This is a genomic window from Methylobacterium sp. E-025, from assembly GCF_022829705.1.
In the GTDB taxonomy this organism is placed as follows: Bacteria; Pseudomonadota; Alphaproteobacteria; order Rhizobiales; family Beijerinckiaceae; genus Methylobacterium.
Genome location: NZ_JAKSYR010000010.1, coordinates 1 through 21,702 on the forward strand (window position 1 = coordinate 1; position 21,702 = coordinate 21,702).

Consider the following 21,702-nt stretch of genomic DNA (forward strand, 5'->3'; position numbering starts at 1 on the left):
GCCTTCCGCATGCGAAACCGCGACCTCGTCTACGTCTCCAACGCCCCCTTCACCGAAGTCTCCAAGGTCGTCAGCGTCTTCTCCACCGTCGCAGGCCCCGTCGCATCCGCAGCCTCCGTCTACGCCTACTCACGGTAGGCGTTTTCCCCGCCCGACGCGGTGCCTCCGTCCGCGATGCGTCGCCGGCCGACTTGCCCGATCGCGGGTTTTCCCGGAAACAGGCGGCCGTCCGGGACGCGGCTCGGTGTTTGGTCCGCTGCGGTGCCGGAGGTGCGTCGATGCCGAGAAGGGGCCTGATGACGATCGGACGCGCTTCCCGGTTCGACCCGACCCTGGCCCAGTCCCGCATCCGCAGCCTCCGTGCCGGCCTCGCGCTGGCGGTGCTGAGCGTGTTTCCCGCCTGCGCCGACGTGGTGGTCGGCGTCGCGGTCCCGCGCTCGGGCGCCTACGTCTCGGTCGGCGAGCAGGTGCTGCGCGGCGTCGAGGCGGCGGCCCGCGACGCCAACGCGAAGGGCGGCCTCGACGGGCAGGCCATCCGCCTCGACGTGCAGGACGACGCCTGCGATTCCAACACCGCCACGGCGGTCGCCAACCACTTCGTGCGGTCCGACGTGGGCCTCGTCGTCGGCCACGTGTGCTCGAACGCCTCGCTTGCGGCCTCGGAGATCTACAGCCAGAACGGCGTCGCGATGATCACCGCGGCCTCGGTCTCGGCGAGGCTGACCGATCGCGGTCTGCCGACGATCTTCCGCGTCTGCGGCCGCGACGACGACCAGGCGCGCCTCTCGGCGATCGTGCTGGCCGAGCGCTTCCGCGACCGCAAGATCGCCCTGCTCCAGGACCTGACGCCGGCCGCGCGCGCGCTCGCCACGGCGACCAAGGACAACCTCAACCGCATCGGCATCAACGAGGCGCTGCTCTCCGCCTTCTCGCCGAGCGATGCCGACGACGCGGCCTTGGCCGACCGGCTGAAGGCGGCCGGCATCGAGGTCGCCTATTACGGCGGCGACGCCGCCGAGATGGGCCGGCTCGTGCGGATCTCGGCCGAGCGCGGCTTCCGGCCGCAATGGTTCGGCACCTCCGCGATCGCCACGTCGGATTTCGCCAAGATCGCCGGCGGGGCGAGCAACGGCGTGCTGATGACCTTCTACCTCGACCCGAGCCGCCAGCCGGCGGCGGCCGAGGTGGTGAAGGCGTTCAAGGCCGAGGGCGGCGACCCGACGGGCTCGACGATCTACGGCTATGCCGCGCTGCAGGCGCTGGTCGCGGCAGCCAACTTCGCCCACACGCAGGACCCCAGGCGCATCGCCGCGACGCTGCACGCCGAGCGCTTCGACCTCGTGCTCGGGACCGTCGGCTTCGACGGAAAGGGCGACGTCACCGCCCAGGGCTACGTGCTCTACGTCTGGAAGGACGGCGTCTTCACCCCCGCGCCGAAGTAGCCCGTCCGCTCAGGCGGCCTCGGCGGCGTCGACCTCGGGCCCGCGGCCGAGGCCGCGCAGCAATTCGGCGAGGTGCGGGCGTACGCCGAGCTGAAGCTTGTGCAGGCGCCGCACCGCCGCGTCGAGCGTGCCCCGGCGGTCGAGCATCGCGTCCGCGAAGCCGATCATCCGCGCGTTCGGCCAGGCCGGCTCGCGGATCGCGTGCAGGCGCCGGACCAGCACCTCGGCGTCGGCCTCCGGCTCGGCGTCGCTCATCAGGATCAGCAGCGCCGCGGTCGAGCGCGACAGGCCGTAATGGCAGTGGACGAGGAGATGCGCGGCAGGTCCCGCCTCGCGGTCGCGCCCGAAGGCCAGGATCGCGGCGACGTGCTCGGGCTCCGGCGGGACCAGCCCCTCGCCCGGTCCGAGGCAGTCGTGGAAGTGCAGGGTCGTGCGCCGATGGGGGCCGTAGGCGGCGAAGTCCGCCGGCTCCGGCGTGCCCGGATCCAGCAGCGACAGCACGCGGTCGACGCCGCGGTCGCCGTGGCGCGCGAGCTCTTCCAGTCCGCAGACGGTGTGGAGGGTGATGGAGGCGGGTGTCACGACGGCGGGGCCTAGCACGGCACGTCGACGGTTTCGAGACCCGCACCGGACGTGCTAGGGGCCGCGGGATCGCAGCCGATGCCGAGGGAGGTGCCATGACGACCGTGAAGCGACGTGCGCTCCTCACCGCTGGGTTCGGAGCCGCCCTCGCCTCCCCCGCTCTTGCTTCCCCAGCACTTGCCGCCACCCCGGCCCAGGGCGGTCCCGAGGTCCGTTGGCGGCTCGCCTCGGCCTTCCCGAAGAACCTCGACATCCTGTTCGGCGCGTCGGAGACGCTCGCCCGCATCGTCGGCGAGGCGTCCGACGGCCGCTTCGCGATCCAGGTGACGGGTCCCAGCGAGCCGGTGCCGGCCGACGGGCTTCTCGATGCGGTCGCGGCTGGAACCGTCGAGATGGGTCACGGGCCGGCCACCGTCGCGGCCGGCAAGGATCCGACGCTCGCGCTCGCGACCGCGCTGCCCTTCGGCCTCAACGCCCGCGGCCAGAACGCGTGGTGGCTCGCCGGCGGCGCCAACGACCTGTTCGCCGACCTGCTCGCGAAGAACGGCCTGGCGAGCCTGCCGGGGGGCAACACCGGCGCCCAGATGGGCGGCTGGTTCCGGCGCGAGATCAAGACGGTTGCCGACCTCCAGGGCCTGAAGATTCGCATCGGCGGCCTCGGGGCGCAGGTCCTGGCCAAGCTCGGCGCCGTGCCGCAGGCGGTCCCGGGGCCGGAGATCGCGGCCGCGCTCGAGGCCAAGCGCCTCGACGCCGCCGAGTGGATCGGCCCCTACGACGACGAGCGCCTCGGCCTGCAGAAGGCCGCGCCGATCTACCATTATCCCGGATTCTGGGAGGGCGGCGCCATGCTGCACTTCTGGCTCAATGCCGAGACGTGGAAGGCGCTGCCCAAGCCCTACCGGGCAATCCTCCAGGCGGCCTCGGCCGAGGTCGCCGCGGACGTCCAGGCCAAGTACGACGCCCGCAACCCGGGTGCGCTCCGCCGGCTGGTGGCGACCGGGGCGCAGCTCCGCCCGTTCCCGCAGGACGTGATGGAGGCAGCGCTGAAGGCCGCCAACGACGTCTACGCCGAGATTGCGGGCAAGAACCCGGACTTCCGCCGCATCTACGAAGCGATGAAGACCTTCCGCAACGAGGAATATCTCTGGTTTCAGGTGGCGGAGTATACCTACGACAATTTCATGATACGAGCGCGGGCGCGCGGATAAGCGCGGTGCCGCAGTTTCGGTTTTCGTGGCAAGATCGCGATCCTCGGAGGTTTGCCCGCGGCTGCAAGTCCCAAGCCGTCGCGGGATCGCGCCGAAACTGTCGCGGAACAGCGTTCGATGATGCCCGATGACGATCTCGTTCCCGAGACCTTCGACGACGTGCCGGAGCGCTCCGGGCGTTGCCTGATCGTCGGCGTCGGGGCCTCCGCCGGCGGGATCGAGGCGCTCGAGGGCTTCTTCCGCGGCATGCCGAGCCTACCGGGGCTCGGGATCGTCATCGTGACGCATCTGAGCCCGTGGCGCGAGAGCGTCCTCCACGAGATCGTCTCGCGGTTCACGGATCTGCCGGTCGAGGTGGCCGCCGACGGCCACGCGGTCGCGGAGAACCACGTCTACGTCCTGCCGGCCGATGCCGTCGTCGGCATCCGCAACGGGATCCTCGTCGTGCAGCGCCAGGGCGCCGACCAGCGCGAGCGGCACCCGGTCGACATCTTCCTCAGCGCCCTGGCGGCCGACCAGGGCGAGCATTCCGGCGGCGTCATCCTGTCGGGGGGCGATTCGGACGGGACGCTCGGCATCAAGGCGATCAAGAAGCATGGCGGCATCACGCTGGCCCAGGTCGCCAACGGCGACGGGCCGCAGCACCCGGAGATGCCCTCCAGCGCGATCGCGACCGGGTACGTCGATTTCGGCGTTCCCTCCCACGAGATGGGCGACAAGCTCGTCGCCTATCGCCGAAGCCTGTCGATGACCGATGCGATCCTGACCGGCGGCGGTCCCGACGAGGCCGGCCGGTCTCCCGACGAGCTGCGCGGCGAGATCTACGCGATCCTGCGCGCCCAGGTCGGGCACGAGTTCGGCGGCTACAAGACCAAGACCTTCCTGCGCCGGGTCCAGCGCCGGATGCAGATCCTCCAGGTCGAGGCCGTCGCCGCCTACGTCGAGCGGCTCCGCCGGGATCCGGCCGAGGTCTCGGCCCTGTTCCGCGACCTCCTGATTAACGTGACCACGTTCTTCCGCGACGCCGACGCCTTCGCCGTCCTGAGCGAGCGCGTCATCCCGAAGCTCTTCGAGGGCCGCGGCGCCGACCAGACCGTCCGGGTCTGGGTGCCGGGCTGCGCCACCGGCGAGGAGGTGTTCTCGCTCGCGATCCTGATGCTGGAGCACATGGAGACGCTGAGCGCGGTCTGCCGCGTGCAGATCTTCGCCACCGACATCGACGAGCACGCCCTCGGCGTCGCGCGGACCGGCCGCTATCCGGAGCAGCTGCTCGACGGCGTCTCGCCCGAGCGCCGCCGCCGCTTCTTCGTGCGGGACGGGGCGAGCTTCGTGCTGACCAAGCCGGTGCGCGACCTGTGCATCTTCTCGCCCCACAGCGTCATCCGCGACCCGCCGTTCTCGCGGCTCGACATGGTCTCGTGCCGGAACCTGCTGATCTATTTCGGGCTCAGCATCCAGAACCAGGTGCTGCCGACCTTCCACTACGCGCTGAAGCCCGGCGGCTTCCTCTTCCTCGGCATGTCGGAGAACCTGAGCCAGTTCGCCGACCTGTTCGCGCCGATCGACAAGAAGCACCGCATCTTCCGCAGTCGCGCCGACCACGCGACGGAGCCGCGCGTTCCGCTCGCCCTCAGCGGATTGCGCGCGATGTCCCAGATCAGAGATCTGCGGCCGCGTCAGTCGGGCAGCAGCAGCCTGGCGCTTCGCCATTCGGTCGAGGTGCAGGTTCTCGAGCGGTTCTCGCCGCCCCACGTCGCCGTCAACCGCCAGGGCGACGTGGTCTACTACTCGAACCGGACCGGCAAGTACCTCGAGGCGGCGCCGGGCCTTCCCACCCGCCAGCTCCTGACGATGGCGCGCAAGGGCCTCAGGCTCGAGCTCCGGGCGGCGTTCCGCGAGGCGGTCGACACCAACGCTCAGGCGGTGCGTGAGGGACTCGTCGTGGAGGGCGACGACGGCCGCGTGCAGATCGTCACCGTTACCGTCGAGCCCCTGGTGGCGCAGCGCTCCGAGGAACCGCTGTTCCTGGTGCTGTTCAGCGACGAGGGGCCGTCGATCAGCCGCGAGGCGGCGCAGAAGCGCTCGGTCTCGGCCCAGGACGAGGTCGCGCTCCAGCTCAAGCGCGAGCTGCGCGAGACCCGCGAGCGCCTGCAATCGCTGATCGAGGAGTACGAGACCGCGCTGGAGGAGCTGAAATCCTCCAACGAGGAGCTGGTCTCGGTCAACGAGGAGCTGCAATCGACCAACGAGGAGCTGGAGGCCTCGAAGGAGGAGCTGCAATCGGTCAACGAGGAGCTCTACACGGTCAACGCCGAGCTGAACGGCAAGGTCGAGGCGCTGGACCGCGCCAACACCGACCTGCACAACCTCTTCGCCAGCACCGACATCGCGACCGTGTTCCTCGACGAGAAGCTGGTGATCCGCAGCTACACCCCGGCGGTGACGGAGATCTTCAACATCCTGCCGAGCGACCGCGGCCGCCCGATCACCGACTTCGCCGGCCGGCTGACGCTGCCGAACCTCGCCGCGGACGTCGCCGCGATCATGCGGGGCAGCGACACGATCGAGCGGCAGATCGACCGTGGCAAGGACGCCGCACGCTTCCTGGTGCGGCTCGCGCCCTACCGGAACGGCGAGAACCGGATCGAGGGCGTCGTCGTCAGCTTCATGGACGTCACGGTGCTTGCCCGCGCCGAGATGAGCCAGCGCGTCCTGGTCGCGGAGCTGCAGCACCGGACGCGCAACCTCCTGGCGGTGGTCCAGTCGATCGCTCGCCAGACCCTCGGGACCGGGCCGGCGGTCGAGGGCTATGCCGAGCGGCTGAAGGCGCTCGGCCGGGTGCAGGGCCTGTTCGGCCGCTCCGACAGCGGTGCGGTCGACCTCGCCGAGCTGGTGCGGCTCGAGCTGCGTGCGCATGGCGGCGAGGAGAACGACCGGATCACCGTCTCGGGGCCGTCCGTCGCCCTCGACTTCGAGCACGTCCAGACCTTCGCCCTCGCGCTGCATGAGCTGGCCACCAACGCGGTCAAGCACGGTGCCCTGGCGCAGGCCGAGGCGCGCCTGGCGATCGGATGGGCCCTGCGCGCGAATCCCGCCGGCGGGCGGCTGCTCGTCCTCGACTGGATCGAGAGCGGCGTCGTCATGCCGGCCGCGCCCGAGCGCCGCGGCTTCGGGCGCGACCTGATCGAGAAGGCCCTGAGCTACAGCCTTCGCGCCCAGGCCCGATTCGAGCTCGGGACGGACGGCGTCCGTTGCCGCATCGAGATGCCCCTATGAGTTGTAGCGTCAAGAGGTTACACCTATATCCGTCAGGCGGCGTGACCGGCGCGGCCTGCGCGGCGGCCAGGTTCGAGACGGCATGACCAATCCCTTCATTCGGAAGCTGGAGAACTTCACCCGCTTCTCCCTGGCGGATCGGAAGGCGCTCTCCGACGCGACCGCCCAGAACCTCCGCCGGCTCGGCGCGCGCGAGGACATCATCAACGAGGGCGACGAGCCGCGGGCCGTCAACCTCGTCCTGGAAGGCTGGGCCTGCCGCTACAAGCAGCTGCAGGACGGGCGCCGGCAGATCATCGCGTTCTTCCTGCCGGGCGACCTCTGCGACCCGCACATCTTCACCCTGCGCCGCATGGATCACGCCGTCGCTTCCCTGACGCCGGTGACGCTGGCCCGGATCACGCAGGAGACCATCGAGGGCATGACGGCGGCCTCGCCCCGCATCGCCGAGACGCTGTGGTGGGAGATGCTGCACAACGCCGCCGTTCAAAGGGAATGGACCGTCAGCCTCGGGCAGCGCTCGGCCGTCGAGCGCCTTGCCCACCTGCTCTGCGAATTGTATCTGCGCCTGCGCGCGGTCGGCCTCACCGAGGGGACGGCCTACGACCTGCCGGTGACGCAGGCCGACCTCGCCGACACCCTCGGCCTGTCGAGCGTCCACGTGAACCGAACCCTCCAGGAGCTGCGCGGCGCGGGCCAGATCACCTGGAAGGGCCGACGCGTGACGATCCACGACCTGCCGGCGCTGATGGCGCTCGCGCTGTTCGACCCCGGATACCTCCACCTCGATCACGAGGGCGCGCATCTCGATGCGAACTGAGGTCGGCCTCGCACCGGACGCCGAGACCTGCCAAGCTGCCCCGGAACGAAGCGACCGCTTCGCAGGGACCGGGGCCCGATGACCATCGACGGTCGGATCGCCGCGCTCGAGGCCGAGAACGCAGCCCTGCGTCGGCACCTCGGCGCGGCCGGGCTCGACCTCGGGTCGCCGCCGGTGACCTCGACCGCACCGGCGATGGTCGCGGTCCTCCATCGGACCCGCAACACCCTGGCGATGATCCGCGCGATCATCCGGCGCTCGGCGGACACCGATCGCAGCGTCGAGGAGTGCCTGATGCGCCTTGACGGCCGCCTCGGGGCGATCGCCCGCGTGCAGAGTGCGGGGATCACCGCCCCGTCCTGCGGCATCGACCTGCACTCGATCCTCGCCGACGAGCTGCTGGCCCTCCTCGCCCGCGAGGGCGAGCAGGTCGAGATCGACGGGCCGAAGGTTCTGCTGGCGCCCCGCGCCGCCGAGGTGTTCGCGCTCGCCGCCCACGAGCTCGCCAACAACGCGATGGAATACGGGGCGCTGACGATCCCCGACGGCCGCATCGCCGTCGCCTGGCGCCTGGAGCCCGGCGCGGCGGCACCGATCCTGTCGCTCACCTGGACCGAGACCGGGCTGCGCGACCTGCCGGCCGAGCCCGCGCGCTGCGGCTTCGGCACCGAGATGCTGGAGCACACGCTGCGCTACGAGTTCGGCGCGGAGACGACCCTGGCCTACGCTCCCGGCGGCCTGCGCTTCACGATCCGCTTCGCTCTGGTGCCGAGGATCGGCATCGTGCCCGGCCCGTCGGCGGACGAGGACGGGCTCGACGCGTAGGTTGTTTCGATCGGACGGTCAGGCCCCGAACAGCGCGCGGGCGATCGCCCCCGGTTCCACCGGCTTCTCGCAATGGGCGACGTCGGCGTAGCGCGGCGGCACCATCTCCCGGTCGTAGCCGGTCGCGAAGACGAAGGGGATGCCGCGTGCCGCCAGCGCGTCGGCCAGCGGAAAGACCATCTCGCCCTGCAGGTTGATGTCGAGCACGGCGGCATCGAGGTCGCGCGTCTCGGCGAGCAGCGTCAGGCCGTCGGCGACGGTGGCTGCCGGCCCGACCACCTCGGCGCCCCCCGCCTCGAAGCTGCGCGCCAGGTCGGAGACGATGAAGTCGTCGTCCTCGACGAGCAGGACGCGGCGCTTGGCCAGCGGAGCCGGCACGGTTCGGTCGCCGAAGGGGTCCATCGTGCTCACGGTTCTTCCAGGCTCGTATCGGGCGACAGTATCGCACGGATCCGCGCGAGAAAGCGGCCGTGAACGCGCGGCGGGCGCGTCCGGCGGTCAGGGCGTGCGCTTGCGCAGCACGAAGGTGCCGGAGGCGAGGAATTTCTGCGCGCGCTTGCCGGTGTCGACCTCCGTCGTGAACACGTTCCCGCGCGAGTCGACGGCGAGGTTGTGGACCCAGTGGAATTGCCCGGCGCCGCGCCCGTTGCGGCCGAAGGCGCCGAGGGTCTCCCCGGTGGCGCGCGACAGGGTGCGGACCTCGTTGTTCGCCCCGTCGGCATTGAGGAGGAAGCTCTCGTCGGCATCGGGCCACAGGGCGAGTTCCCAGACCGAGCCGTTGGCGCGGGTGTTGGTCTCGACGAACATCTCCTTCACGAAGCTGCCGTCCTTCCTGAAGACCTGGATGCGGTCGTTGGTCCGGTCGCAGACGTAGACGAGCCCGTCGCGTGCGATCTTCACGCAGTGGACCGGGTTGGCGAATTGCTGCGACGGGGCGGCGGCGGGATCGTAGGGCGGCAGCTTGTCGTCGGTCGGCGGCCGGCCGTAGGCGCCCCACATGCGCTTGAACGCCCCGGTTTCGGAATCGAACACGATGATGCGGTGGTTGTAGTAGCCGTCGGCGACGTAGACCTCGTTGGCGGCCGCGTCGAAGTCGACGTTGGCGGGCTTGCCGAGCCGGCTGGTGTCGCGGCTGTCGGTCTGCGGCCCGGACTTGCCGATCTGCATCACGAACCGCCCGTCGGCGGTGAACTTGAGCAGCTGCCCGTCGTTCGCGCCGTTGCCGGCGATCCAGACGAAGCCCTTCGGATCGACCTGGATGCCGTGCTCGTTCTCGGGCCAGTCGTAGCCCTGCCCCGGCCCGCCCCAGGAGCGCAGCACCGTGCCGGCCTGGTCGAACTCGAGGACCGGGGGCGTCGGCTTGCAGCACTTGGTCCGCGGCGGATCGAGGCTCGCCGCCTTCTCGTCGTCGGTGAGCGTGCGCGGGCGCTGGACCACCCAGACATGGTCCTAGGCATCGACCGCGACGCCGGCCGCCTGCCCCATGATCCAGTCGTTCGGCAGCGGCTTCGGCCAGGCCGGGTCGAACTCGAAGGTCGGCACCTCGACGGCACCGCACGGACCGACCGCCGTCGCGGCCCAGAACAGCCCGACCGCCAGCGTCTCGCCGAGCTTGCGCATGTGGATCTCCTCCCGGCGGCGCACTTCCGGCGCCTGCGGGCGCAGTCTGCGGCGGGTCTCGGCGGGAGGCCAGGGGGCGGGGGTGTCGGCGCGGCGCGCAGAGTGACAGATCCACCACAACCGTCGGGCGCAGCGCCTCGTGACGACCGCGCCCAAGAAAAAAGGCCACTCCCGAAGGAGCGGCCCGAAGTCTAGGGAGGAAACGCCCAAGAAGGGCAACAGGACCGCGACGCCATCGCCGTCCCGCGCTGCACAATCTGATCCTCCCGATCGGAAATGCAAGGGGTTTCGGTCAGTGATCCTGTCGTTTCTCGCAGGCGGGCTCGGGTCGATCGCGGCATGTGCTGAAAATGTCGCAGGCGCGCGCACCCGTTTTTCGGCCTTCGATGGCCGGGCTGCCGCCGGTCGATAATCGGTAAGTCTATGACTAGGAACAGGTTTTTAGCACCCCCGCCGGAGCGTCGAAGCGGGCGGGACCGCTTGCGATCGCGTCTCGCGTGCAGCGGGACGATCGCGCTCCACGCTCTAGCTGAGCCGACACGGTTCGGCGATGCGAGCCGGACGGGGACGACGCGACGACATGGCGATTCACGATAAGCGCTTCCGGGTCCTCAATGATGCCGCACCGCGGCAGGGCGGAACCTACGTGCTCTACCTGCTGCAGCAGGCGAACCGGGCGCATCACAATCCGGCGCTCGAATTCGCGATCGAGGAGGGCAACCGTCTCGGCCTGCCGGTGGTGGCCTGCTTCGGGCTCCTCGACGGCGCCAGCGGGTTCCCCGAGGCCAACGCCCGGCACTACGCCTTCCTGCTGCAGGGGCTCGCCGATGCGAAGTCTGGGCTCGAAAAGCGCGGCGTGGGCTTCGTGATGCGCAAGGCCTCGCCCGCCGAGATCGCCATCGACCTCGCCCGCGACGCGGCGCTCCTCGTGCTCGATCGCGGCTACCTCGCGATCCAGAAGCGCTGGTACGGCGAAATCGCGAAGGCGGTCGAGGCCCGCGTCGTCCAGGTCGAGGGCGACGTCGTGGTGCCGGTCGAGGTCGCCTCCTCCAAGCACGAGTTCGCCGCCCGCACGCTTCGGCCCAAGCTGCACAAGCTCTGGGACGACTTCCTGGAGCCGCTCTCGGCCCGCAAGGTCGCGCACGAGGCTGACGGCCTGAAGCTCGCAAGCGAGATCGACGTGTCCGACCCGATGAAGGTCCTGGCCGGCATGAGCCTCGACACCGAGATCGCACCGGTGAAGCGCTTCGTCGGCGGCGAGACCCAGGCCCGCAAGCGCCTTAAGGCGTTCCTGGCGGACGGGCTGTCCGGCTACGGCAACGGCCGCAACCGGCCCGAGGCGGCGGCCGCCTCGCACATGAGCCCCTACCTGCATTTCGGCCAGATCTCGCCGGTGGAGATCGCGCTCGCCGTGCGCGCAGCCAAGGACGGCGACGGCGACGACCGCGGGGCGTATCTCGAGGAGCTGATCGTCCGGCGCGAGCTCGCCTCCAACCACGTGTTCTACACCGACGGCTACGACGACTACGCCAAGGCGGTGCCGGACTGGGCGCAGAAGACGCTGGCCGAGCACGCGGACGATCCGCGGCCCTACCGCTACACCGAAGCGCAGCTCGCGGCCGGCGAGACCCACGACCGCTACTGGAACGCCGCTCAGGCCGAGATGCGCGAGACCGGCTACATGCACAACCAGCTGCGCATGTACTGGGGCAAGAAGATCCTCGAATGGTCGCCCTCGCCGAAGGTCGGCTTCGAGCGGACGCTGCGGATCAACAACCGCTACTTCCTCGACGGGCGCGATGCGAACTCGTTCACCAACGTCGCCTGGGTCTACGGCTTGCACGACCGCCCGTGGGCGCGCCGCAAGGTGTTCGGCACCGTGCGCTATCAGAGCGAGAACTCGCTCAAGAAGTTCGATGCCAAGTCCTACGTGAAGACCGTCGAGACGCTCTGCGCGGCGGAGAAATAGCCGCCCTGCCCCTCGGGGCATAGCAAGCTCCTCGCGGGAGCATGTTCCAAGATCACCGGATCGGGGAACATGCTCTGCCTTGTCGTGAAGTCGCATTTTTCTCACGCGAGCCGGCATTCACCGCGTTCGAAAATGCTTTAAGCCACGGGGGCTGACGCAACCCGGCTCCGGTCGGCTTGCCGAGGCGAGCGTGCCCCGTCCGTGTCGAGTTCTCGCGCCATGCCGCCCCGTTTCCGCACCCGCGCGTCGATCGCGCGCCTGCGCAGCGCCTCGATCGGGGCCTATCCGCTCTGGCGCGGACGGCTGCTGTTCCTGGTCGGCGGCATCTGCGTCGGCCTCGCCGCCGTCCTGATGGCGCGATGCGCCGACGCGGCGCAGGTCGGCTTCAAGGCGCTCGTCGGCGTGTCGCCGCTGGCGGCGCTCGTCGTGACGCCCGCCGGCTTCGCGCTCGCCGCCCTGCTGGCGCGAACGGTGTTCCCGAACTCGCAGGGCTCCGGCATCCCGCAGGTGATCGCGGCGCGCCACACCCGCGATCCGGGCTTTCGCCACCGGCTGATCTCGCTCCGCGTCGCCTTCGGCAAGATCGTGGTGATGACGCTGGGGCTCGCCTGCGGCGCCTCCTCGGGCCGCGAGGGGCCGACGGTGCAGGTCGGCGCGGCGATCATGGCCGCGGTCGGGCGCCTGACGCCGGACCGGCTGCCCGGCCTGATCCTCGCCGGCGGTGCGGCCGGCGTCGCGGCCGCCTTCAACACGCCGCTGGCCGGCATCGTCTTCGGGATCGAGGAGCTCGGCCGCGCCTACGAGCCGCGCTCGTCCGGCCTGATCGTCGCCGGCATCGTCGCGGCCGGCCTCACCTCGCTCTGGCTCGTCGGCAACTACACCTATTTCGGGACCAGCGACGTGACGCTGCCGCTCGGCAAGGGCTGGCTCGTCGTCGTCGTCCTCGGAGCGGCGGGCGGCTTCGCCGGCGGCGTTTTCAGCCGCCTCGTCATCCTGTTCGCGCGCGGGCTACCGGGCCGCGCAGGCCGCTGGATCGCCCGGCATCCGATCGCCTTCGCGGGCCTCTGCGGCCTCGGCGTCGCGCTCGCCGGGCTCGCCTCGGGCGGGTCGGTCTACGGAACCGGCTACGAGGAGGCGAAGGCGCTGCTGCACGGCGATTCCGCGGCGCGGCTCGACTTCGCGCCGTTGAAGTTCTGCGCCACCGCCCTGTCGGCGATCAGCGGCATCCCCGGCGGCCTGTTCGCGCCCTCGCTCGCGGTCGGGGCCGGCCTCGGGGGCATGCTGCAGGACGTCTTCCCGGGCGTGCCGATCGGCGCGCTGGTGCTCACCGGCATGGTCGCCTACCTCGCCGGCGTGCTGCAGGCGCCGATCACCGCCTTCGTCATCGTCACCGAGATGACCCAGGATCACGCGCTGATGATCCCGCTGATGATCGCGGCGGTGCTCGCCGACGCCGCCTCCAAGACGGTCTGCGGCACCGGGCTGTACCACACGCTCGCCGAGATCATGCTCGCGCGCGCCGAGCCGGCGAAGGACGAGACGCGAATCGAGGGCGAGAAATGAGGGCGAGAAATAACGGATCGAACGCGCGCGTGGGCGGGAACGGTTGAGCTTGGCCCGCATTGATCGGTCGCCTTCCCTGCCGGCCGTTCGCCGGTTCGTTCCGGAGTGTTCGGCATGACCCTTCTCAAATGGGCCCTCATCTGCTTCGTCGTCTCGGTGATCGCCGGCGGCCTCGGCTTCACCGGGATCGCCTCGGGCGCCGGATCGCTCGCCCGCATCCTGTTCGGCATCTTCCTGGTCATCGCCATCGTCATCGTGGTCATCGCCTTCGCCGTCGGGCAGGCGGTGTTCTGAGGCCCGGACGGTGGCCTCGGACCCGCGGCCGGGCGCCGTCCTGAACGGGCGCACCTGCATCGTCACCGGCGCCACCTCCGGGATCGGCTACGAGACCGCCCTGGGGCTGGCGAAGGCCGGCGCCCGGGTCGGCATCGTCGGCCGGGACGCGGGGAAGGTCTCCGCCTCGGCGCGCGCGATTTCTGCCGCGGTGCCCGGGGCGCCGGTCGACACCTTCGTCGCCGACCTCTCGTCGCAGGCCGAGATCCGGCGCCTGGCGGGCGAAGTTCGTGCCGCCTACCCGTGCCTCGACGTGCTGGTGAACAACGCCGGCGCGATCTTCGACCGTCGCCTCGTCACGGTCGACGGGTTGGAGCGCACCTGGGCCCTCGATCATCTCGGCTACGTGCTGCTCACCCTCGAGCTCCTCGACCTGCTGAAAGCTTCCGGCCGGCCGGGCGCCGCGTCGCGGATCGTCAACGTGGCCTCGGCCGCCCACACCCGCGGCCGCATCGCCTTCGACGATCTCCAGGCCGAACGTTCCTACGGCCCGATGCGGGCGTATGCGCAGGCCAAGCTCGGCAACGTGCTGTTCACCTACGCGCTGGCCCGCCGCCTCGCCGGCACGCCCGTCACGGTGAACGCCCTGCATCCGGGGGTGATCGATACCGGCTTCGCCAAGAACACCGGGGGCGCGTTCGGCTTCGCCTGGAACCTGATCCGGCCGTTCCTCACCAAGCCCGCCGAGGGCGCGACGACAACGCTGCACGTGGCGACCGCGCCGGCGGTCGAGGGCGTGAGCGGCCGCTACTTCGCGCGCAGCCGCGAGACGGGGTCGTCGCGCCACAGCCGCGACGAGCGCGTGCAGGAGCGGACCTGGGCGCTGAGCCTGCAGCAGATCGGGCACGTGCCCCGGTAGGTCGCACCCGACCTTTTCCCGGACCGTCAGCCGGCCGTCGCCTCAGCGGCGACCCTGCCCATCGCGTGTACGGATGCCGCGCGCGCCTGCGCCTCGATGAACACGCGGGTCACGTTCGGGACGCGGGCCTTCAGGTCGCGGTCGAGGCGCGCCGAGACCCGTTCGACCTCGCCCGCGCTGAGGTCGTCGGCCATGTCGAGGCTGACGTTCACCAGGATGTCGGATGGGCCCATGTGCTGGGTCAGCACCTCGTTGACGGTGTTCACCCCCGCTTCCGCGCCGACCACCTCCTGGATCGCCGCGACGACCTCGGGGTCGGCGGCCTCGCCGATCAGGAGGCCGTGGGTCTCGATCATCAGGAAGATCGCCATCCCGACCAGCACGAGGCCGATGCCGACCGACGACCATCCGTCGAGGGCCGGCCTGTCGAGGACGTGCGCCAGCACTACGCCGGTCAACGCGATCACCAGGCCGATCAGGGCGGCGACGTCCTCGACCAGGATGGTGAACAGCGCCGGGTCCTTGCTCCGCCGGATCGCGCTGAGCGGCGAGCGGTCGCCCTTCTCGGCCCAGAACGCGCGCATCGCGACGAAGCAGGAATAGCCCTCCGCCGCGACCGAGAAGCCGAGGATGGCGACGTTCACCCAGAACCCCGGCAGCGGGTAGCCGAACAGGCTCGCGTCGGCCGCCGGCTCGGGATGCCGGATCTTGTGGGCGCCCTCGTAGATCGCGAAGATGCCGCCGCCGAGAAAGATCAGCAGCGCGACGATGAAGGCGTAGAAGTAAACCTCGCGGCCGTAGCCGAACGGGTGCTTGGCATCCGCCGGCTTCTTTGCGCGTTTCAGGCCGACGAGCAGCAGGATCTGGTTGGCGGTGTCCACCACCGAATGCGCGCCCTCGGCCAGCATGGCGGTCGAGCCGGTGAGGAAGGCGCCGACGAACTTCGCCACGGCGATGGCGAGGTTGGCGCCGGCGGCGGTGTAGATGGCGCCGGTGCTCTCATGTGCCATGCGTGTGGGGTCCTGTCCGATCGCCGGGTCGGATCGCAGCTGGGCCGCAGCGATCCGACCACAAGCGCATGGACCGCCGGGGAGTTCCGGCGGCGTGGACGCCGGAGGCGGGCCGGTGCATCCTGGAGGCCGCAACCACGGGTGCCTGCATGCCGGATACGACCTACGACGCCGACAACATCTTCGCGAAGATCCTGCGCGGCGAGATTCCGGCGCACCGGGTCTACGAGGACGCCGACACTTTAGCCTTCATGGACGTGATGCCCCAGGGACCCGGCCACACCCTGGTGATCCCGAAGGCGCCCGCGCGCGGGTTGCTCGACGCCGAGCCCGCTTCGCTCGCCGCGCTCGCCGCCAGCGTGCAGACGGTCGCACGGGCGGTGAAGGCGGCGTTCAAGGCGGACGGGCTGACGGTGTTCCAGTTCAACGAGGCGGCCGGGGGGCAGACGGTGTTCCACCTCCACGTCCACGTCGTGCCCCGCTTCGAGGGCGTGCCGCTCCAGCGCCACGAGGGCGGGATGGCCGATCCGGCGGTGCTCGCGGACCACGCCCAGCGGATCCGCGACGCCCTGAAGGGCTGAGGCCTCAGGCGGCGGTCGCTGCACCGGTCGGCGCCACCCCGGTCAGGAGCCGGCGCAGGGCCGCATTCTCGGCCTCCAGCTCGCTCACGCGGCGGAGCAGGAAGGCGATGGAGGTCTCGTCCGCTGCAGGTTCGGCGGCGGGCACCGCCGGCGCGGCCTTGGGCGTCTCGACCGCGAAGGTGATCCCGACGCCGTCGGCGCGCCGCCAGCGCATCGCCGAGCGGTAGGTCCGCTCCTTCTGCGGGATGAAGAGGTCGAACATCTCCGGCAGCGTCGCGGTCTCGCTGAGCACGAGACGCGCACCCGTCGAGGAGAAGTCCCGCACGAGGCAATCCATGCTCGAGGAGCCGTTGTTGAACAGGATGCGTCCCTTGAGGAACACCCTCTGCCGGACCTCGTTGCGATTCTCCGACGACATGAAACGAGCCTCAGGACCGAAAATTCAGGCTCGATCGTCCCACGGCGCCCCTTAAGGAATGCTCGCCGCGATCGCCGACTCCGCCCGGCTCACCTATAAAAAGCGCCGGTCTACGGTCTGGAACAGGTAGAAGCCGTTGAAGCGGACCCCGGTCTGCGCGGCGCGGCCGTCGAAATCGAGGGGGAGACCCGAGCTCTCGTCGAGCTTGCCCCCGAAGGTCCAGCGGCCGCCGCCGAGGAAGCTCGGGACGCGGCTGGACTCGGGAACGGCGCAGCACAGACCCTCGACGCTCTTCAGGCGGAACAGGTTGTAACTCTGCATCGGAGAATCTCCGCTCGGCCGACCCCTCTGGCCGGATCCGTCGTACCCGACGATCCGGCTTGACCGTGTGGTTAATCACACACTCTGTCCGGTTTGTGTCGATCCGGTTCCGGGGACGTTGCGCTCCAGCTCGTCGAGCCAGATCCGGGCCGAGCCGTCGGACGGCGCGCGCCAGTCGCCGCGCGGGGAGAGGGCGCCCCCGGCGGAGACCTTCGGCCCGTTCGGCAAGGCCGAGCGCTTGAACTGGCTGAACCCGAAGAAGCGGGACAGGAACACCCCGAGCCAGCGCCGGATCTCGGGCAGGCCGTAGGCGACGCGCTTGTCGGCGGGAAAATCCGGCGGCCAGGCGCCGGCCGCCGCATTTCCCCAGGCATGCAGGGCCAGGAACGCGATCTTCGAGGGCCGGAAGCCGTGGCGCAGCGTATAGAACAGCGTGAAGTCCTGCAGCGCGTAGGGGCCGATCGTGGCCTCGGTGCTCTGCGGCGCCGCGTCGGCCTCGGCGGGCACCAGCTCGGGCGAGATCTCGGTGTCGAGCACCGCGCTGAGCACGCGCCCCTCCTCCGTGCCGAACTGGCCCGAGGCGATCGTCCAGCGGATCAGGTGCTGGATCAGGGTCTTGGGCACCCCGGCGTTGACGGCGTAGTGGCTCATCTGGTCGCCGACGCCGTAGGTGCACCAGCCGAGCGCCAGCTCCGACAGGTCGCCGGTGCCGACGACGATCGCGCCGGCGTGGTTGGCCAGCCGGAACAGGTAGTCGGTGCGCAGGCCCGCCTGCACGTTCTCGAAGGTGACGTCGTAGACCGCTTCCCCCGCAGCGTAGGGGTGGCCCATGTCGGCGAGCATCTGGCGCGCGGCGGGTCGGATGTCGATCTCGGCCGCGGTGGTGCCGAGCGCCCGCATCAGCGCGTGCGCGTTCCCCTTCGTCGCCTCCGAGGTGGCGAAGCCCGGCAGGGTATAGGCCAGGATGTCCGAGCGCGGATACCCGAGCCGGTCGAACGCCTTGGCGATCACGATGAGGGCGTGGGTCGAATCGAGGCCGCCCGAGACGCCGATCACGGCCCTGCGGGTGCCGGTGGCCTCGAGGCGCTGGGCCAGCCCCGCGACCTGGATGTTGTAGGCCTCGTAGCAATCCTGCGCGAGGCGGGCCGGATCGGCCGGCACGAAGGGAAACCGCTCGATCCGCCGGATCAGCCCGAGGTCGCCGGTCGGCGGATCGAGGCGGAACGACGCCCGGCGGTAGGCCGGGCGGGAGCCCGGCCGCGCGTTGTCGTCGAAGCTGCCGGCCTGCAGGCGCTCCTGGGCCAGCAGGTCGAGGTCGATGTCGGCGAGCGTCGCCACCGGCCCGGCGGCGAAGCGCTGCCCTTCCGCCAGCCGCACGCCGTTCTCGTCGATGCTGGTCTGCCCGTCCCAGGACAGGTCGGTGGTGGATTCGCCGAGCCCCGCGGCGGCGTAGACGTAGGCGCACAGGCCCCGCATCGAGGCGGCGCGCGAGAGCAGGGCGCGCGACTCCGCGCGGCCGACGGTGATCGGGCTGCCCGAGAGGTTCGCCAGCACCGTGGCGCCGGCGAGCGCGGCGTGCATGCCCGGCGCGTCGGGCACCCACAGGTCCTCGCAGATCTCGACGCCGACGATCAAGCCCGGCACGTCCTCGGCCGCGAACAGCTGGTCGGCGCCGAACGGGACGGCGTGCCCGGCGAAGCGCACCGTCTCGGCCGCGATGCCGGCGCCGGAGGCGAAGTGGCGCTTCTCGTAGAACTCCCGGTAGTTCGGCAGGTGGATCTTCGGGACGATGCCGAGGAGGCGGCCGCCCTGGATCGCCAGCGCCGCGTTGTAGATCCGGTTGCGCCAGCGCACGGGCGCACCGACGAGGAGGAGGGGGCGCAGGGCCGCCGAGGCGGCGATCAGCCGTTCCGCCGCCGCCTCGACCGCATCGAGCAGCGTCGCCTGCAGAAGCAGGTCCTCGATGGCGTAGGCCGAGAGGGCGAGTTCCGGGAACACGGCCACCGCGACGCCTTGCCGGTGACAGTCTTGCGCCAGCGCCAGGATCGCGTCGGCGTTGCGCTCGGGGTTCGCCGGATGGCTGCGCCCGGTGCAGGCGGCCACGCGGGCGAAGCCCTGGGCGTAGAGGGACCGGAAGTCCCGTGGGAGTTGGGTGGGTGCCAAGGGCGTCACGACCCGCGCGAGGGAGGAGTTCCGCGCCACCTTACCGCCTGGCGGCCCGCCCCTCCAGCGGCCCGCGCCGGACCGGTTTCAAGGCTCTGTTAACGACGTTCGGCCTAACTCGGATCGACCGTTCCGGGCGGGACGGCCTTCCGTGTTTCGAGTTTTTGAGAACCCATGCGCGCATCGGGACGGCCTCCCTATTCTCATCGCGACCCCTCTCGCCCCAGCCGCGGCGGCGACCGCCCGAGCCTCACGCTCGGCGCGCTGGCTCATCGGCTGATGTCGCTGCGGGCCAGCCTGACGCGGCGCCTCGTCGGCGGGCCGCAGCGCCCGAGCTACGCCATCGCCGGCACCCGGCCGGCGCCGAGCTGGCTCACGCCGCCGAACGCGATGCTGGGTCGCGGCGCCGAGCCGGATGCCGGCGGCTGGACCGATTCGCGGGCCGGCCAGGATGCCGTGTTCGCCCATGCCTGGCCCGCCGAGATCTTCGACGACCGGGCGACCCTCGACATGCTCGACGGCGCCCGGCCCGAGAGCCGGATCGACGCCTCCGCCTCCTCGCCGGGCGTGCTCGTGCGCTCGCCGCGCCGGCCCGCCGCGATCACGCCGGAGGACATCGACCGGCCGCGCGGCGTCGCCCGCTCGGTTCCGGGGCCCTCCGACCGCTCCGCGACGGCTTCAGCCGTCGCTTCGCCCGTCCCTTCGGCCGTGCGCTACACCCGCACCCCCGACACCATCCTGCAGGAGCGCCGCCAGCGCGCGCTGGAAGCCGAGCGCAACGCCCTCGACCTGGCGCGGGCCGAGGCCCAGGCCGCGATGCTGGCCGCGGCCGCCGAGCGCGACGCCGCCGAGCGCGCGGCGCAGGCGCAGGCGGATGCCGAGGCGGCCCGCGCCGCCGCCGAGGCCGAGCAGGCCGCGGCCGAAGCCAGCGCGATCCCGCCCGGGCCGCCGCTGCCGCTCTGGCGCCAGCCCTTCGTCCCGCCGCCCGGCGTCCGCTTCTTCCGCACGCCCGATCGCCGCCCGGCGCGTCCGGCGGTCGAGCTGTCGGCGGGCACCGCGCCCGCCCCGGTCGTGCCGGCGGAAGCCCGCGATCTGTCGGAGCTGCCCGACTGGTCGGACGTCCAGCCGTGGTTCGAGGCCGGCGACTGGTCCTCGGCCGAGGCCTGGGAGGCGATCCAGCCCGAGGCCGCCCAGGGTCGTGGCCGCGATGCGATGCTGGAGACGGACCCGAGCGCGGAGGCAGCGCAGGCGGCTCCCGTCGCCGCGCCGGCCGGGTCCGTCCCGTCCGAGCGCTACGTCTCGGTGCCGGTCGACATCTCCCACCTGCGCTCGCTTCCGCCGGCTCCGGTCTACGTCCTCGACCGTCTCGTGCGCTTCGACCGCCCGCTGCATCCCGCGCACGGTCAGGACAACGCCAGCCAGGGCGGCATCGGCCGCTCGGACGACGCCGGCATGGATGGGTCCGAGCCGACGGTGCCCGCCCGCCCGGCCCTGTCGCTGGTGTTCGGACCCGGAACCCCCCTCCCCTCTCCGCCGCCTGCCGAGACCGTCGAGATCCGCCGTGCACCGGTCCTGTCGGCCATGGCCGCCCGCGCCGCGATCCGGCCCGCGCGCTCGATGGAGCCGGCGGTCGCCTCGCCGCGACCGTTCCTGCCCGAGGTCTCCCTGTCCGAGGTCTCCCTGCCCGAGGTCTCTCTGCCCGAGGTCCGCGAGCCGGAGATCGAGCTCGGCTTCGAGAACGCCGAGCCGGACTTTGCCGAGCCGGACTTTGCCGAGCCGGATTTCGCCGAGCCGGATTTCAGCGAGCATGCTTTCGCGGCGCACGCCTTCGAGCCTTCCTTCGCGATGCCGACCGCCGCGCCGCCGGTGATCGTCCCGATCCCGCCGCGTCCCGTGCTGCTGCGCGGCAAGGCCGCCCCGGCACCGGAGCCGGTCGCGGTCGCGCCGGCCCCCGAGCCCGAGGAGGTCCCCGCCCCCGTGGAGGCCTACGCCGAACCGGTCGTCCAGGCGCCCGCGATCCCCGCCCCGGCGATGCCGATCGTCGGCCGCCCACACCTGATCGCCGCCGGCCGGCACCTCGCCATCGCCTCGGTCGAGAACGCCGACTACGAGCTTCCCGCCCTCGATCTCCTCGCCATGCCGGTGCCCGGCGAGAGCCCCGAGGTCGATGCCGACGTGCTGGAGCAGAACGCCCTCAACCTGCAGCAGACGGTTCAGGATTTCGGCGTGCGCGGCGACATCCTCGCCGTGCGCCCCGGCCCGGTCGTGACCCTCTACGAGCTCGAGCCGGCGCCCGGCACCAAGTCCTCCCGCGTCATCGGCCTGTCGGACGACATCGCCCGCTCGATGTCGGCGGTCTCGGCCCGCGTCGCCGTCGTGCCCGGCCGCAACGTCATCGGCATCGAGCTGCCGAACGAGATCCGCGAGACGGTCTTCCTGCGCGAGCTGCTCTCGGCGCCGGACTTCTTCGCCAGCAAGCACAAGCTCGCGCTGTGCTTGGGAAAAAACATCGGCGGCGAGCCGATCATCGCCGATCTCGCCCGCATGCCGCACCTGCTGGTGGCCGGCACTACCGGCTCGGGCAAGTCGGTGGCGATCAACACCATGATCCTCTCGCTCCTCTACCGGATGAAGCCGGAGGAGTGCCGCCTGATCATGGTCGACCCGAAGATGCTGGAGCTGTCGGTCTACGACGGCATCCCGCACCTGCTC

Annotated in this window: 17 protein-coding genes and 2 pseudogenes; 12 read left to right on the plus strand and 7 right to left on the minus strand. The window is 71.2% G+C overall.

Annotated elements, in window-relative coordinates:
- Positions 1 to 138 (plus strand): annotated as a pseudogene (locus MKK64_RS00300) (sugar transporter); the annotation flags it as partial.
- A 158-nt stretch (positions 139 to 296) separates the two neighbouring features.
- Entirely contained in the window at positions 297 to 1,442 is a 1,146-nt protein-coding gene (locus MKK64_RS00305; RefSeq protein ID WP_243931686.1) for a branched-chain amino acid ABC transporter substrate-binding protein, read from the plus strand.
- A gap of 9 nt (positions 1,443 to 1,451) precedes the next feature.
- On the opposite strand, the gene MKK64_RS00310 is transcribed toward MKK64_RS00305, so the two are convergent.
- Positions 1,452 to 2,024, minus strand: coding sequence for a tyrosine phosphatase family protein (locus MKK64_RS00310; protein ID WP_243931688.1), 573 nt, complete (start codon positions 2,022 to 2,024; stop codon positions 1,452 to 1,454).
- A gap of 95 nt (positions 2,025 to 2,119) precedes the next feature.
- Here MKK64_RS00310 and MKK64_RS00315 point away from each other — a divergent pair, with 95 nt between their 5' ends.
- The 4 genes from MKK64_RS00315 (at position 2,120) to MKK64_RS00330 (ending at position 8,153) form a co-directional block, all read left to right on the plus strand.
- Positions 2,120 to 3,232 carry a TRAP transporter substrate-binding protein gene (locus MKK64_RS00315; protein ID WP_243931690.1) on the plus strand — a complete coding sequence of 371 codons (1,113 nt, stop codon included), beginning with the start codon at positions 2,120 to 2,122 and terminating at the stop codon, positions 3,230 to 3,232.
- Between the two features lie 117 nt (positions 3,233 to 3,349).
- Positions 3,350 to 6,508 (plus strand): CheR family methyltransferase, encoded by a 3,159-nt coding sequence (locus tag MKK64_RS00320; RefSeq protein WP_243931692.1) that lies wholly within the window; start codon positions 3,350 to 3,352, stop codon positions 6,506 to 6,508.
- An 82-nt stretch (positions 6,509 to 6,590) separates the two neighbouring features.
- Complete coding sequence (locus tag MKK64_RS00325) at positions 6,591 to 7,328, plus strand: Crp/Fnr family transcriptional regulator (protein ID WP_147725607.1); 738 nt, start codon at positions 6,591 to 6,593, stop codon at positions 7,326 to 7,328.
- A gap of 78 nt (positions 7,329 to 7,406) precedes the next feature.
- A complete protein-coding gene (locus tag MKK64_RS00330; protein WP_243931694.1) occupies positions 7,407 to 8,153 on the plus strand; it encodes a sensor histidine kinase in 747 nt (248 codons plus the stop codon).
- An 18-nt stretch (positions 8,154 to 8,171) separates the two neighbouring features.
- Here the strand turns inward: MKK64_RS00330 and MKK64_RS00335 are convergent, their stop codons facing one another.
- Both MKK64_RS00335 and MKK64_RS00340 read right to left on the minus strand, forming a co-directional pair.
- Complete coding sequence (locus tag MKK64_RS00335; RefSeq protein WP_243931704.1) at positions 8,172 to 8,555, minus strand: response regulator; 384 nt, start codon at positions 8,553 to 8,555, stop codon at positions 8,172 to 8,174.
- Between the two features lie 96 nt (positions 8,556 to 8,651).
- Positions 8,652 to 9,773: pseudogene (locus tag MKK64_RS00340) on the minus strand (hypothetical protein).
- A 580-nt stretch (positions 9,774 to 10,353) separates the two neighbouring features.
- Between MKK64_RS00340 and MKK64_RS00345 the strand changes: the two are divergent.
- The 4 genes from MKK64_RS00345 to MKK64_RS00360 all read left to right on the plus strand — a co-directional run bounded on the left by MKK64_RS00345 (position 10,354) and on the right by MKK64_RS00360 (position 14,497).
- Positions 10,354 to 11,742, plus strand: a complete 1,389-nt coding sequence (locus tag MKK64_RS00345) for a deoxyribodipyrimidine photo-lyase (protein WP_243931696.1) — start codon at positions 10,354 to 10,356, stop codon at positions 11,740 to 11,742.
- Positions 11,743 to 11,961: 219 nt separating this feature from the next.
- Entirely contained in the window at positions 11,962 to 13,305 is a 1,344-nt protein-coding gene (locus MKK64_RS00350; protein ID WP_243931698.1) for a chloride channel protein, read from the plus strand.
- A 114-nt stretch (positions 13,306 to 13,419) separates the two neighbouring features.
- Positions 13,420 to 13,599: a DUF1328 domain-containing protein gene (locus MKK64_RS00355; protein WP_147752961.1), complete on the plus strand. Its 180-nt coding sequence runs from the start codon at positions 13,420 to 13,422 to the stop codon at positions 13,597 to 13,599.
- 40 nt (positions 13,600 to 13,639) lie between these two features.
- Positions 13,640 to 14,497 (plus strand): SDR family NAD(P)-dependent oxidoreductase, encoded by an 858-nt coding sequence (locus MKK64_RS00360; protein WP_243931705.1) that lies wholly within the window; start codon positions 13,640 to 13,642, stop codon positions 14,495 to 14,497.
- Between the two features lie 26 nt (positions 14,498 to 14,523).
- Here the strand turns inward: MKK64_RS00360 and MKK64_RS00365 are convergent, their stop codons facing one another.
- A complete protein-coding gene (locus MKK64_RS00365) occupies positions 14,524 to 15,507 on the minus strand; it encodes a cation diffusion facilitator family transporter (protein ID WP_243931700.1) in 984 nt (327 codons plus the stop codon).
- A 149-nt stretch (positions 15,508 to 15,656) separates the two neighbouring features.
- Here MKK64_RS00365 and MKK64_RS00370 point away from each other — a divergent pair, with 149 nt between their 5' ends.
- Positions 15,657 to 16,088: an HIT family protein gene (locus tag MKK64_RS00370; protein ID WP_243931707.1), complete on the plus strand. Its 432-nt coding sequence runs from the start codon at positions 15,657 to 15,659 to the stop codon at positions 16,086 to 16,088.
- Between the two features lie 4 nt (positions 16,089 to 16,092).
- Here MKK64_RS00370 and MKK64_RS00375 read toward each other — a convergent pair whose 3' ends face one another.
- From MKK64_RS00375 to MKK64_RS00385, 3 genes are all read right to left on the minus strand, one after another.
- Positions 16,093 to 16,506, minus strand: coding sequence for a PilZ domain-containing protein (locus tag MKK64_RS00375; RefSeq protein WP_147843922.1), 414 nt, complete (start codon positions 16,504 to 16,506; stop codon positions 16,093 to 16,095).
- A gap of 93 nt (positions 16,507 to 16,599) precedes the next feature.
- Positions 16,600 to 16,827 (minus strand): hypothetical protein, encoded by a 228-nt coding sequence (locus tag MKK64_RS00380; RefSeq protein ID WP_147725599.1) that lies wholly within the window; start codon positions 16,825 to 16,827, stop codon positions 16,600 to 16,602.
- A gap of 75 nt (positions 16,828 to 16,902) precedes the next feature.
- Complete coding sequence (locus MKK64_RS00385; RefSeq protein WP_279592964.1) at positions 16,903 to 18,990, minus strand: NAD(+) synthase; 2,088 nt, start codon at positions 18,988 to 18,990, stop codon at positions 16,903 to 16,905.
- 279 nt (positions 18,991 to 19,269) lie between these two features.
- Here MKK64_RS00385 and MKK64_RS00390 point away from each other — a divergent pair.
- On the plus strand, positions 19,270 to 21,702 hold a 2,433-nt coding region (locus MKK64_RS00390; protein WP_243931702.1), incomplete at its 3' end, for a DNA translocase FtsK.

Coding starts and splice junctions, on each gene's coding strand:
- MKK64_RS00305 (WP_243931686.1), top strand. CDS start 297: ATGACGATCGGACGCGCTTCCCGGTTCGACCCGACCCTGGCCCAGTCC.
- MKK64_RS00315 (WP_243931690.1), top strand. CDS start 2,120: ATGACGACCGTGAAGCGACGTGCGCTCCTCACCGCTGGGTTCGGAGCC.
- MKK64_RS00320 (WP_243931692.1), top strand. CDS start 3,350: ATGATGCCCGATGACGATCTCGTTCCCGAGACCTTCGACGACGTGCCG.
- MKK64_RS00325 (WP_147725607.1), top strand. CDS start 6,591: ATGACCAATCCCTTCATTCGGAAGCTGGAGAACTTCACCCGCTTCTCC.
- MKK64_RS00330 (WP_243931694.1), top strand. CDS start 7,407: ATGACCATCGACGGTCGGATCGCCGCGCTCGAGGCCGAGAACGCAGCC.
- MKK64_RS00335 (WP_243931704.1), bottom strand. CDS start 8,555: ATGGACCCCTTCGGCGACCGAACCGTGCCGGCTCCGCTGGCCAAGCGC.
- MKK64_RS00345 (WP_243931696.1), top strand. CDS start 10,354: ATGGCGATTCACGATAAGCGCTTCCGGGTCCTCAATGATGCCGCACCG.
- MKK64_RS00350 (WP_243931698.1), top strand. CDS start 11,962: ATGCCGCCCCGTTTCCGCACCCGCGCGTCGATCGCGCGCCTGCGCAGC.
- MKK64_RS00355 (WP_147752961.1), top strand. CDS start 13,420: ATGACCCTTCTCAAATGGGCCCTCATCTGCTTCGTCGTCTCGGTGATC.
- MKK64_RS00365 (WP_243931700.1), bottom strand. CDS start 15,507: ATGGCACATGAGAGCACCGGCGCCATCTACACCGCCGCCGGCGCCAAC.
- MKK64_RS00370 (WP_243931707.1), top strand. CDS start 15,657: ATGCCGGATACGACCTACGACGCCGACAACATCTTCGCGAAGATCCTG.
- MKK64_RS00375 (WP_147843922.1), bottom strand. CDS start 16,506: ATGTCGTCGGAGAATCGCAACGAGGTCCGGCAGAGGGTGTTCCTCAAG.
- MKK64_RS00380 (WP_147725599.1), bottom strand. CDS start 16,827: ATGCAGAGTTACAACCTGTTCCGCCTGAAGAGCGTCGAGGGTCTGTGC.